An 11,714-nucleotide genomic window follows, 5' to 3' on the forward strand; every position below is an offset into this window, starting at 1 on the left:
TTACTGATCCATCTCTAAAAATTCTTCTTCAGCCTGTTGGTCGATGTTGGAACGTCCGCGGACGAAGTCGCTGATGGCGTTTTTGTCGGGTTTGCATTTTGGCAAATCGGCGTGACGCAGATGCACCAGAACCAACAGGTTGTAATTGGCCTGAGTCGCCGCAGGTTTGTACTTTGACTGATCGAGTTTCTGATCGGTGTGAGCGATCAGGCGAACTTCACCGGGCCCGATTCGCAGATTCGACGCCACGCAATCGAAAACTCCAGCCAGTGAAACATTCGAACCCCGGACTTCCGACAGGGCCGAAGCGAGCATGGACTTGCTAACCGCCTCCATAGACCGGGCTTTTATTTTGTCCCGAAGAATCTGGGACAGTTCCGGCCAGCCTGCAGCCAGTTCGTCGATCGAAGCCAATTCGTCGATCGTCAGCAAGCTGTCGGACTCAAGCCCCTGGCCTTCCCAGATCGCTTCTGCAAATTTTGAATTTCCCGCCAAGGCTTCCACCTTGCTCCAGCCAGAATAGACGGAACCTTCGAGCGGCTTGAAGTCCAGCGTCGCGTCACTGCCGGCTTCGAAATCACCGATCCAGGCGAATTCAAGATCGCCATCACGGTTGCGTCTGAGCACGCCCGCGTCCTGAAGGCTGACCGTCGACTGATTCTCGACTTCGAAGAGACTTTCATCGCCAGTCAATCGAAACGATCCGCCAACATCCAGCATCAACTCGGTGTGCAGCAGTCCCGTCGAATTGGAGCGGATCAGGAAATTGTTCAAGTCAGTCGTTGTCGTTCGGTTCAGTTCAACTTTTCTACTTTGTTCGTCTGGCGAAAAGTCATCTGTGGCGACATTGGCGAAAGGAATCGACTGTCCCGACAGGTTGTCCAGTTCAACGCTGTAGCGAGTGGAAAGCGACGTGTAGAGAGCCGAATAGTCTGTCAAATGGCCCCGTTCAAAATCGCCGTGCAACTCCAAAACGCCGACGTGCGTAACGCTGCGAACGAATCCAATGTCCAGCGACGCATAGCGGACGACCATGAACGCGCCGACGAGTGCAATAATCGGCGCCGCAATCCAGGCCCATTCGACTTTGCCGATCAAGCGAAACACTAGCCAGTTGATCGGAACCAGCACCAGCAAATACAGCCCCAGCATCTTCATCACAAAGCTGGCGGAAGGCGGAGTGATTCTGGCAGCCTTCTTGAGCGTTTCCCGGGCCGCCGAAGCGATTCCGCTGTCGTCGTTCCAGCCCGCGACCCCAGATTGGCGAAACGACTGAAAGCCGCCGTAATGAAAAAAATCATCCTTGTTCCGCGAAAGTCCCGACCCCGACAAAATGTACTCGGATCGACCGCCGTACGCGCCCAAGCCTTCACGCAGAGCCTGATCTGCCGACGACAGATTGGCGTAGTCTACTGCATAGTTTTCGTCGTGTGACTTGTCCGCGGCAATCTCGTTTGTGGCCAGATCACGGCTGAGAAATCGCAGCGTGGAACCGGCCAGCGGATCGTAGATCGACGTGCGGTCGTCCGCATATTTGAAAGTAAGGGACGCCAGTTGGCTTGATCTCGCGAACTTTCGATGCGGTTTTCGAAGCAACGCATTGTGGATGAAGCTGGACAAACTTCTCCACGATTTGATTTGGCGATTGTTGATCGAAAAAGCCGTCGCCACGACACGGCCTCTTCCAATTCGGCGCTCCAACGCCAGTCCGCTGGAACCTTCGATGAAGCTTGCATCAACATGCGGCTTGAACCGGATCGCCGGGAGCGGCGAGTTGTCCCGAATGGCCAAGTCGAGTTTCTCGGCTTCGTTCTTGGCCGACACGATCGACCAATTGGTATTTAGCTCTTCGACATCGGCCTTGTTGAGCACGATCGACTCTTCAAACTGGCCTGGCAAATAGTCGGCGAGAAAGCTGGACTGTAGACGGTCCAGGCAGTCCGGCCCGCTGAAAATGATTTGTCCACCAAAATGCAACCAGTCCACGAGAGCCTGTTGTTGCTGTCTGGAAAGATCATCCGGATCCAGGTCATCCCAGATTAGATACGCGATCGTCGTCCAGTTCAGCGATTGGCCCGGCAGTGGAATTGGGTTGTCTTTGGTCGTCGGTACGACCGAATAGAACACGGGTTGTTCGCCCATCGATCCTGTGCCTGCCGGCAGCGTCACGCAATCCAGAAACGAAAGATACTTCAGCGAATCAGAACGGTTCGACAGCAGTACGACGTGGAACTGATAATCCTCCAGCAGGTTGTGAGGATAAGCCATGTTGATGGCCGGAAGGCTGCCTCCGTTGTTGAGCAGATAGCTGATCGTTCCGGTTTTCGAGCTGCTTTTCTTTCGCGGAAGATAAACGCTGGTTTCCAGTTTCTTCCAGTCGCCTTTGACCAGATTCACAGGTCGCGAAGTCTGAACGTAATAGTCGGTGCCTTCGATCAGATGCGGACGGTTTTGGAAATAGCTGGTCGTTTCCAGATAGCCGTCGGCGTTGAAGTTGTTAGCGATTGCCAGAAAGTCGATGCTGACCCAGTGCCCCAATTTCGTTCGGTTGAATCGAACCGCGGGGTCGATCCGTGAGAGCATGGCTCGCTTTTTGTCGTCGTCTTCGGCTTCCTCTTCAAGCTTCTTCTTCTCTTCCGGGTCGATCGGATAATAGCCAGGCAACGTGACCGGCGTCTGGGACTCGAAGTTCTCTTTCGCCTTCTTTTCTTCTTCCGGTTTTTCGGCTGTGTCTTCGAAACATCCTTTGCAACCGGTCGTCAGCAATAACGATGACATCAACGCAAAAATCAACAGACGTCTGGTTGCTACGGCGGCACGATGGAACTGCTTCATGGTCGATTCAAAGCACGAGGAAAAGTTTCAGCCCTCATTCTAACGTTCTGCGACCACCGCGTGGCGGCTTGATTTGAGGTTAAACGCAAGAAACACAGCCATCACCAGCATCGCAATCAGCGGCCGCTGGTTAAGCACCGGTTTCAGGATTTCCAAATTCGCCGTCGGAAGCTTGAGGTTCGCCAAAAGAAAGATCACCACACAGGCAACAATCAAAGCCGTTAGTGTTAGATGATCCCGCATTCGGCTGGCAATCACCTGCATGGGCAGCAGCAGGAACACAAGGTAGTGCCACCAGCACGTCCCGCCGCAAAACAACATCAGCAAAATCAGCAGCGAAAACTCCGCCAACAAATTTTTTCTGCCGGGAACCGCAGGGCTGAAAATCAGTCGCAAGTAAAACGCTGCCAGAACCAGCGCTCCGACCAGCGAACCGATTCGCACGTAGAGATTGCTGTCCGCGTCGCCTGAAATGGTGGTTCCCAGCTGATGAGCCGCGTTGGCGAACGTGTAGCAGTCATGAGCCGCTCTGACCCACGCCGATACGATCCGCAAACCGTGTTCGGCAAAGCTCTGCCAAAGCGCGACGTCAGTCAGCCACACGCCAATCGCCAGGACCATGACCGAAGTCAGCCCGGAGGTGATTCGACCCCGCACCGCGGAATCGCTTCTCCAGACGAACCACGGAAGCAGCACCAGGGGGTAAATTTTGATTAGCGCGGCCAGTGAAACGATCGCGCAAGACAGGGCTCCGCCGAAGCGTGCCTTGAACCTCGCAGCACTACCCTTCGCCAGGTTGTTCGTCTCAATACCGCTCCGCCCAATGAGGCTCTGACCAGTCCCGCTTTCCGGCAACAGCTGGTATGCGAACAACACCATCGCCATCAGGATCAGCTGAACTTGCGAGTAGTAGAAATGACTTTTGAGAAACGGCAGGAACAGGAAAATTGCCAGAACGAACAGGAATCCGCCCGCTTCGGCCTCATCCCGAACGCACTTCCACGCGAGCCACGTTGCGAACACGAAGGCAAGGATCTGAGCAAGCATCCAGGCCACGTGGGCGACTTGAGGATTGAGGACGGCGAACGGCGCAAACAGCACCAGCAACGGCGGAGGGTTGGTGGCGCCGAAAACGGGCTCCTTGAGATCATTCCAGCCTAACTGCTCGTACAGCGGCGTAAGTTCAACGCCGTAGACGTCTTTTCCTTCCAGCCACAGTTTGCTCGATACATAGTAGTGAGCGAAATCCTGCTGATCGTGTCGGTGTGACAGATAGGAAAACGCTGAATAGCAGTTGAAGAGGATCGCCAGAACCACCAGAGCCCTGATCGCGCCGACGCTGCGGAGCGACATCCAGAGATCGGCGAACCGATCGGAAGTTTGATCTACGCCAGTTGGTTCAGACATTCCATGCCAGTTAAAATAGGTTGACGCGCCCAGCGCCATCGTTGCCGGGCAAATTGTATCTGGCATTGGAAGAATCCAAAAGAGAACGCAAACTGGGTTCTCGCTTCCGTCCAAACTTTGAAAATAAAGCCCCAATGAACGTCAACCGCCAACGGCTACTCGATCGATTTCTACAATACGTTGCCATCGACACCACTGCGAACGAGAACACGGATTTCTATCCCAGCAGCCCCGGGCAACTTGAAATAGGGAAATTGCTGGTTCAGCAAATGAAGGAGATGGGAATCGAAGACGCTCACCAGAACGGCAAGGGGATTGTCATGGGGACCGTGCCTGGCAATGTGGATGCACCGGTCGTGGCATTCAATTCGCATGTCGATACTTCTCCTGAGACCAGCGGAAAAAACGTGAAAGCCCAGGTGATCGAAAACTTCGACGGCCAGGACATCACGCTGCCAGGCGATTCGTCCAAAGTCATCACGGCTGCCGAGTGTCCCGAGTTGCCACTGTGCAAGGGCAAGACCATCATCACGACGGACGGCACGACGCTGCTCGGCGGAGACGACAAGGCTGGCGTGGCGATCATTATGGAGCTGGCCAATATGCTGATCGAGAACCCGGACTTTCCCCATGGACCGGTTCGCGTTCTTTTCACTTGCGACGAAGAGATCGGACGCGGTGTCGACCACGTCAGTATTGATAAAGTAAATGCAACGGTTTGCTACAACTTTGATGGTGGCGGAGAGAACGTTGTCGACAACGAGACCTTTTCCGCGGACATGGCGACGGTCACGATCAGAGGTGTCAATATCCATCCGGCGATGGCCAAAGACCGGATGGTCAATGCGATCCGGGTGGCCGCCCGATTTCTCGAAGAACTGCCGGCAGGATTGTCGCCGGAACGTACCTCAGATCGAGAGGGTTTCCTGCACCCGTATGTGATCAAAGGAGGTGTCGACAAGGTGACTCTGAATATTTTGCTACGCGATTTCGATACGCCGCGATTGGAGCAGTACGCGGAGTTGCTGCACCAGAATGCGACAGCGATGGAGGCCGCGTTCCCGGGAGCCAAAATCAAACTCCATATTCGCAACCAGTATCGAAATCTGGGTGACGGGTTGGCAGACGAACCTCGGGCCGTCAAATTCGCCGTCGAGGCTCATGAAAAGCTGGGTCGAACGTGCAAGCTGGATGCGATCCGTGGCGGGACGGATGGTTCCAGATTGACCGAGCTGGGCTTGCCGACACCAAACTTGTCGTCCGGTCAGCACAACTTGCATTCGCCCCTGGAATGGGCCTGTTTGGACGAAATGATGGCGGCTTGCGAGATTGGGGCGGAAATTGTTCGCCGATGGAGCCAGGAACCAGCATAATCAGGTTTTGCTCGCGAAACATCGTGCCCGTCTTCTGGTTAAAATTAATAGTAACTCGCATCATTCGTTTCCAGCCCTTTCTAAACCCTCGCTGATGAATTCCCGACCTCTCATCCTTTTGATCCTGCTTGCGGCCTTGGCGTCGGTTGATCAGGATGCGTCTGCGCAATCGCAGGAAAAGGATCCTGACAAATCAAAAACGGTTCAGACGCAGAAACTGGAGAAAAAGAATTCTGACAAACCGGCGACGGCGCTGGCCAGGAATGTTAACAACGTTCTGCTGGACGTTGAGATGGAGAATATTTGCAAAGAGAAAGTAAATTTCAAGAAGTACGAAGGCAAAGTTGTCCTGATCGTCAACGTCGCGAGCAAGTGTGGTTTCACCGGTCAGTACAAACCGCTGCAGGCTTTGCATGACGAGTTCCACGAAAAGGGTCTCGAGGTCGTCGCGTTCCCCTGCAATCAGTTTGGCAAGCAGGAACCGGCAGAAGAAACCGCAATCGATAACTTTTGCAAGAAGAGGTTCGGAATCAAATTCGACTTGTTCGCCAAGGTCGATGTCAAAGGTGAGAATCAGGCAGAGCTTTTCAAGCGGCTGACCCAGCTGGATTTGAAGCCGGCTGGCAAAGGCGATATCTATTGGAACTTTGAGAAGTTTTTGATCGATAGAGACGGCAAGCCGTTTGCCCGATTCCGGTCTAACGTTTCACCTGACGACCCGGCGATCGTTTCGAAAGTAAAGTCGGCTCTGGGAATCGAAGACGGGAAGAAGGACGAACCCAAAAAAGCCGATCCTGAAAAGAAGGCTGAGCCAAAGAAATCAGACGCAAAGAAGGAAGTGCCGGACAAAAGCAAAGCCAGCGAAGCTTCCAAACAGGCCAAACAGGACGAAAAGTCATAGCTATGCTCGACGGATACCCGGCTGTCGCCACCCAGCCTGTTCAGTGGGGCGATCAGGATCTCTTCGGTCACGTCAACAACACGGTTTACTTTCGCTGGTACGAAACCTCGCGAGTTGAATACTGGTACAAGTCCGGTCTGCACGAGTTGATGCAGCCTCGCGGTTTGGGACCGATTCTCGCTTCGGTAACCTGCGACTACAAAAAACAGATTCGCTATCCCGATACGATCCGGGTCGCCGCGAAGATCCAGAAAATGGGCCTCTCCAGCGTGACGCTCGAACATGTCGTCTTCAGCGAATCACAGAATGCGATCGCTGCGACTGGAAAATCGGTCATCGTCCTGTTCAACTATCAGAAACAGCATCCCGTGCCGATCGACGGCGATATCCGGGAAACGTTCCTGAAGTTTGACCCTTTCGAGTGACGACCAGCCATGATTCCCAGAAACCTTAGCGGTGACCAGGCTGGACAGACTCCATGGCAGGAACTTGAATTTGGTGCCGCGACGATTTCTGCGTTCGCGGAACTATGCCGCCGCTCTATTATCACGCCTCTCGAATCTGCCATCAATCCAGACATTCTTTCCAATGAAGCCAAAGCGATTCTGGTTTGCGGTGGTGCACGTGGCGTCGTCGACGTTCGAGCTCACAAGGACGACTATGATTCGGTTGAGCGATTTCTCGCGATTTGCATTGAAACCGAACCGGATTCTCACGTTTTGTTTCTGCAACGTGAAGATCCTGAACAAACCGTGGCGTTCCTGGATGGGTTTGCCGAACTCTGCCGCAACGGTTTGGTGGTCCATCATCTCGGACGGGATTTTTCATTCTCAAAATCCGGGTATGCTGTTTCCAAACAACTTTGCGACGAAGGCGCCGGCGATGAGGTTAAAACGCTGATCGATTTCGCGACAAAACTGGATCACTAATGCTATCTCGTGGCCACGTTCTGCCAAGTTTTCTTGCTCCGCCGCCATCGGTCCGTAGGCTTGTGCCCCGCGCGATTGTTGCACTTTTGGCGTTTGTGTTATTTTCGTTTTCGTTAAGCGGCCAAGAAATTGTGCTGCGTGACCTCGACCGGATTCGGGGCGTCTCGGTGACGGCTGTGAATGATGAATTCCTTGAGCTTTCCAGCGGCCAGAAACTTGGCTGGGACAAGGTGTTGCAGGCTCAGGTCGATCCCGCCTGGCAGGACGAAGTTGACCGACGGATCAGTCAGTTTGGATTGCCGCTGTTTCGCTTAAAGCATCGCTTGCAGCAGAAAAGCTTTAGCGGCGCGTTTGAGATTGCCAGCCGCTGGTACGAAAACGGGGAAGACGACGTAAATATCGAAAGGCAGTTCGCGGGAGATGAAGCGAACTTTCTGGTTTGCCGAGCCATGATGCTGGGGTACATCGGTCGCGGCGAAACCGAAAAAGCGGTCGAGCCAATGATCAGAGCGTTGTTGCGGCAGGAAGAATGCTCTGCGGCGTTTCTCGAGTCTTTTTCTGAACTCGCGTTTTCAAAAGGCGAACTGGAGGTCCGAGTTTGTGACGGCTATCTTCCCGTTTGGTCTTCGGCCGAGGCAGCCACAGCGGAGTTGGACCGATTGGAGTCTTGTCTGGATCTGGATCAGTTGGCACAACGCTGGCCCGGATTGGCAGTTTACTTTTCATCGCTGGCTGTGCACGCGTCGCGGCGGCAACGAATGACGGCCTGGAGTCCTGCCATGGCGAGCGTTCCCGAGCTCCGTCGTTGGCAGCGAGTTCTCGGTAGTGACATGTCGCGGATGCCATTGTCCAGGCTGGTTGCGGATACCGAAGGTGGGATTCGCGTCGCGACGATGTTTTGGTGGGCGACCGACCAGGATCAGCAGGCTTCTGCTCCGGAGCGAGTTTTGACGTTGCTCAAGATCGTTGCAAACTATCAGTCGCAGTTTCCCGTAATTGCAAATCTGGCGCGAAAACGTGCAATCGAGTTGACGGCCGATCCACACGAACAAGTGTTGCTGCAAGAGCAGGGAAAGTCGGTGCGGAAAGCAGGAGGTAGGTAAGTCTGTCCCAGACTGGTCGTGCGCGTCCTCAGCCCGGGGACAGACTGAACTATTTGACTACAGCTCGGAAAAATCAGTCGGCGTCAAATTCCATTTTTGAATCTTTGAAACCGTATCTTTGTATTCCGGCAAATCCTTGATCGCAGCCCAGCGATCGCTGGAAATGAACGCCTTCCAATGTTCCTTGTGAGCGGCTTCGCTTTCGGCACCAAGCAGATAGATCAGATTCGGACTGTCTGGACCGGCCAATGTTCGCCCGAAGAAAACGGGGCCCAGTTTGGTGTCTCGCATCAATTGCGTTTCGCCATCGTCAAACATTTTGACTTTTCGTTTGGCCGAATCCATGTTGTGGCTCTCGTAAAGCCGCAGCTCATAAATCCGATCGGGATTGTCTGTGAAAGACGGGATTTCCATTTTTGGAATGCTGTCGAAAGCTTGCGTTACCCACGAGTCAACTCGGTTGTAAACCGGATCCTTCATGTCCTGAGCAAACCAGCCCTGGGAAGCATCCGTAAATTTTTTGTCCGCCGCAAGTTTGACGTTCAACTCCGCAAACTGTTCCAGCGATTCGAACGGAATCACCATGAACTGTGAATGGTCGTTCGGGTCGCCTTGATTGCGGAACACGCCGACGTTCTTGATTCCCAACCGCCCAAGCGCTGGCAACAACGCGTCACGCATCCATGCCTCAAGCATATTCTGCTTTTCAAAGTCGAAGACACGATAGATTCGGATTTCATAAAATTCGGACATGTTGACTCGGTTGTAAGCTGGCAATTGTGTTCCAAACGCGACTGCTGCGATTGAAAGTTTGGATGCTCTTATTGAAGCAGAGCCGAGCAAAATCTGCCATTGAAAAAGAATGAATGCAGTGCAGAAACTACGAACTGTTCATCACGTTACGAAGTCGAAAGCATTCAGCTTAGAGACGGTTTGTCATACGTGCAGCGAGCGCTTTGATCCCGTAAACTCTAGCTCATCAATTGGCACCATTTCCCTGCACCAGAATTCCAAAAGTGATTTGCAATGGCCGAGAAAACGAAACGCCGGGACCTGAAATTTCAGACGGTCGACGATGTAATTGCAGAAGCCCAACGACTTTTGGATTCGGGCTATCAATCCAATGGCAACTGGAACCTGGGCCAAACCTGCTTTCATCTGATCGAGTGGATACGGTATCCCATGGATGGCTTTCCAAAGCCGCCGTGGTTCGTTCGAACCATTTTCGGAGCCATGAAAATGTTTGGCATGATTGAGAAAATGAAACAGGGAATTCTCAATGACGGATTCAAGCCCGGCACTCCGACCGCGCCAGATACCGTCGCGCAACCCGATGCTCTTAGCGACGCAGAAGGAGTACAGCAACTCGCTGCGATCATCGAACGAATGAAGAACCACACCGCCGAGCTGTATCCATCACCATTGTTCGGCGTGATGGACAACGAGACATGGCATACCGTCACATTGCGACACTGCGAACACCACTTGGGGTTCCTTGAACCCAAAACCCACGAACAGGTTGGCTAAAGATTTCCAAACAGGCCGGGCAAACCACCCGGCCATCGGAAACCTCACTACTCGCCCATCAGCTTCTTGATTATCGGCTCCATTGCCAATGCCCAAGCTTCGTAGCCTTTCTCGTTCGGATGCAGCAGGTCGGGCATGATCGACTTTGGCAAGTTTCCATTTTCGTCCAGGAATTTGTCGCCAATATCCAGAAAGAAAACCTGTTCGCCGTCAGCAAAGTCGCTGATCAACGCATTGATCTCATCATTGCGAACGCGGTGCTTGCCTTTCGTGTCGGCATCGCGAGGGAATACGGCCAGCAGCAAAATTTTCGTGTTCGGCAGCCGACTTTTTAGCCCATTGAGAATGTGCTCAATGCCCAGCGCCGTCTCGTCAGCAGGATCCATGCGGTGACCGGTGTTGTTGGTGCCGATCATCACAACCGCCAGCTTTGGGTCGATGTCGTCGATGGCCCCGTTTTCGAATCGCCACAAAACATGTTCCGTACGATCGCCACTGAAGCCAATGTTCAGGACGTTGCGGTCGGCGTAGAACTGATCGAAGACTTTTTTACCAGCCTGTTCCCAGCCGTGTGTGATGGAGTCGCCGACGAAGAGCAAGTCAACTTTTTCCATTTCTTTCCTCGCAGCCAGTTTTTCTTTATGACGAGGCATCCACCATTTCACTGCCCATTCGGCAGTTTGGGTTTCCGGAGTGATTGATTTCGGAGTCGGTTTTACATCTTTGTCGCCACGCCACAGCCACCGCATCGACTCCGGCAGAATCGCGCCGCCGTGTTTTCCGTTGTGACCCTCGGTGCCGTAAACGAACTTGTAATCGTAGCCCTTGTACGCCAGCGCTTTGGCCATCTGCTGGTTCGCCAGCGGCCAGTTTCCGTGCTCGTTGTCCAGGTCGCCGCTGCCGTCCTGCAGGAACACGCGAATTGGTTTCTTTTCCGTTTTGCGAATGATGCCCGGATAGGTGTCGCCGTGGCGGATGTTCGTGAAGCTGCCGATGTGGCTCAGGACCTTGCGGAACTTGTCGGGCCGCTCCCACGCGACGGTGAACGCACAGATGCCTCCGCTGCTGGCTCCGCAAATCGCCCAGCGATCCGGGTTCGGGTCAATGTTGTACTTTTCCAGAATCGGTGGCAGAACTTCGTCCAACAGGAACGTTGCATAGTCCGCGCTGAGCGTGTCATATTCAAACGAACGGTTCTCAGGTCGCGGGCGCCAGCCACGTTGTTCAGGCAGCTGATCTTTCTTGTGCCCGGGATCGACAAAGACGCCGATCGTGACCGGCATTTCTCCGTGGGCGATCAGGTTATCCATCACGACTGGTGCCCGGTAAGAACCATCACGGCTCTCGTAAGCATGTCCGTCCTGAAAGACCATCAACGCGGCTGGCTTTTTCGGATCGTACTGCTTCGGGACGTAGATCGAATATCGCCGCTTCGTTCCCGGAAAAGTTTTGCTCTCAAGGATCTCTCCTTGAGTGATCTCGCCCTGAGGCACATTCTGAACTTGCGAGTCCGGGCCGAGAGCGTACTTTTGATCTTGCTGGGCGAAAGCAGTCGCGCCAAAAAGCAACGCGACAAAAATGACAAGGATATGTTTCACTGTTGTTTCCATGTTCAATGGGGTAACTGGCTGACGGTCGA

General features: G+C 53.6%; 10 protein-coding genes and 1 pseudogene. 6 read left to right on the top strand and 5 right to left on the bottom strand.

Annotated elements, in window-relative coordinates; translation table 11 throughout:
- Nucleotides 1–2,835, bottom strand: coding sequence for a hypothetical protein (locus MFFC18_RS00945; RefSeq protein WP_075082623.1), 2,835 nt, complete (start codon nt 2,833–2,835; stop codon nt 1–3).
- A gap of 39 nt (nt 2,836–2,874) precedes the next feature.
- Nucleotides 2,875–4,308 carry a glycosyltransferase family 87 protein gene (locus MFFC18_RS00950; protein WP_084416833.1) on the bottom strand — a complete coding sequence of 478 codons (1,434 nt, stop codon included), beginning with the start codon at nt 4,306–4,308 and terminating at the stop codon, nt 2,875–2,877.
- Between the two features lie 68 nt (nt 4,309–4,376).
- Between MFFC18_RS00950 and pepT the strand changes: the two genes are divergently transcribed.
- From pepT to MFFC18_RS00975, 5 genes are all read left to right on the top strand, one after another.
- The gene (gene pepT / locus MFFC18_RS00955; protein ID WP_075082693.1) at nt 4,377–5,615 is read left to right on the top strand and encodes a peptidase T; all 1,239 of its coding nucleotides are present in this window, start codon (nt 4,377–4,379) and stop codon (nt 5,613–5,615) included.
- A gap of 94 nt (nt 5,616–5,709) precedes the next feature.
- Complete coding sequence (locus tag MFFC18_RS00960; protein WP_075082621.1) at nt 5,710–6,516, top strand: glutathione peroxidase; 807 nt, start codon at nt 5,710–5,712, stop codon at nt 6,514–6,516.
- 2 nt (nt 6,517–6,518) lie between these two features.
- The gene (locus MFFC18_RS00965) at nt 6,519–6,941 is read left to right on the top strand and encodes an acyl-CoA thioesterase (protein WP_075082620.1); all 423 of its coding nucleotides are present in this window, start codon (nt 6,519–6,521) and stop codon (nt 6,939–6,941) included.
- A gap of 9 nt (nt 6,942–6,950) precedes the next feature.
- Nucleotides 6,951–7,445 carry a hypothetical protein gene (locus MFFC18_RS00970; protein ID WP_075082619.1) on the top strand — a complete coding sequence of 165 codons (495 nt, stop codon included), beginning with the start codon at nt 6,951–6,953 and terminating at the stop codon, nt 7,443–7,445.
- 131 nt (nt 7,446–7,576) lie between these two features.
- Nucleotides 7,577–8,548 carry a hypothetical protein gene (locus MFFC18_RS00975; RefSeq protein WP_148618577.1) on the top strand — a complete coding sequence of 324 codons (972 nt, stop codon included), beginning with the start codon at nt 7,577–7,579 and terminating at the stop codon, nt 8,546–8,548.
- A 57-nt stretch (nt 8,549–8,605) separates the two neighbouring features.
- Here the strand turns inward: MFFC18_RS00975 and MFFC18_RS00980 are convergent, their stop codons facing one another.
- Complete coding sequence (locus MFFC18_RS00980) at nt 8,606–9,301, bottom strand: NIPSNAP family protein (protein WP_075082617.1); 696 nt, start codon at nt 9,299–9,301, stop codon at nt 8,606–8,608.
- A 273-nt stretch (nt 9,302–9,574) separates the two neighbouring features.
- Between MFFC18_RS00980 and MFFC18_RS00985 the strand changes: the two genes are divergently transcribed.
- A complete protein-coding gene (locus tag MFFC18_RS00985) occupies nt 9,575–10,075 on the top strand; it encodes a DUF1569 domain-containing protein (RefSeq protein WP_075082616.1) in 501 nt (166 codons plus the stop codon).
- A 47-nt stretch (nt 10,076–10,122) separates the two neighbouring features.
- On the opposite strand, the gene MFFC18_RS25390 is transcribed toward MFFC18_RS00985, so the two are convergent.
- Nucleotides 10,123–10,728, bottom strand: coding sequence for a GDSL-type esterase/lipase family protein (locus MFFC18_RS25390; RefSeq protein WP_315852553.1), 606 nt, complete (start codon nt 10,726–10,728; stop codon nt 10,123–10,125).
- Between the two features lie 57 nt (nt 10,729–10,785).
- Nucleotides 10,786–11,685, bottom strand: a pseudogene (locus tag MFFC18_RS25165) (alpha/beta hydrolase); the annotation flags it as partial.
- Nucleotides 11,686–11,714 lie beyond the last annotated feature (29 nt).

It is taken from the genome of Mariniblastus fucicola (assembly GCF_008087665.1).
Classification (GTDB): domain Bacteria; phylum Planctomycetota; class Planctomycetia; order Pirellulales; family Pirellulaceae; genus Mariniblastus; species Mariniblastus fucicola.

What these genes read in the sequence shown, in the direction of transcription:
- MFFC18_RS00945 (WP_075082623.1), bottom strand. Translation starts at nt 2,835, where the DNA reads ATGAAGCAGTTCCATCGTGCCGCCGTAGCAACCAGACGTCTGTTGATT.
- MFFC18_RS00950 (WP_084416833.1), bottom strand. Translation starts at nt 4,308, where the DNA reads ATGCCAGATACAATTTGCCCGGCAACGATGGCGCTGGGCGCGTCAACC.
- pepT (WP_075082693.1), top strand. Translation starts at nt 4,377, where the DNA reads ATGAACGTCAACCGCCAACGGCTACTCGATCGATTTCTACAATACGTT.
- MFFC18_RS00960 (WP_075082621.1), top strand. Translation starts at nt 5,710, where the DNA reads ATGAATTCCCGACCTCTCATCCTTTTGATCCTGCTTGCGGCCTTGGCG.
- MFFC18_RS00965 (WP_075082620.1), top strand. Translation starts at nt 6,519, where the DNA reads ATGCTCGACGGATACCCGGCTGTCGCCACCCAGCCTGTTCAGTGGGGC.
- MFFC18_RS00970 (WP_075082619.1), top strand. Translation starts at nt 6,951, where the DNA reads ATGATTCCCAGAAACCTTAGCGGTGACCAGGCTGGACAGACTCCATGG.
- MFFC18_RS00980 (WP_075082617.1), bottom strand. Translation starts at nt 9,301, where the DNA reads ATGTCCGAATTTTATGAAATCCGAATCTATCGTGTCTTCGACTTTGAA.
- MFFC18_RS00985 (WP_075082616.1), top strand. Translation starts at nt 9,575, where the DNA reads ATGGCCGAGAAAACGAAACGCCGGGACCTGAAATTTCAGACGGTCGAC.
- MFFC18_RS25390 (WP_315852553.1), bottom strand. Translation starts at nt 10,728, where the DNA reads ATGCCTCGTCATAAAGAAAAACTGGCTGCGAGGAAAGAAATGGAAAAA.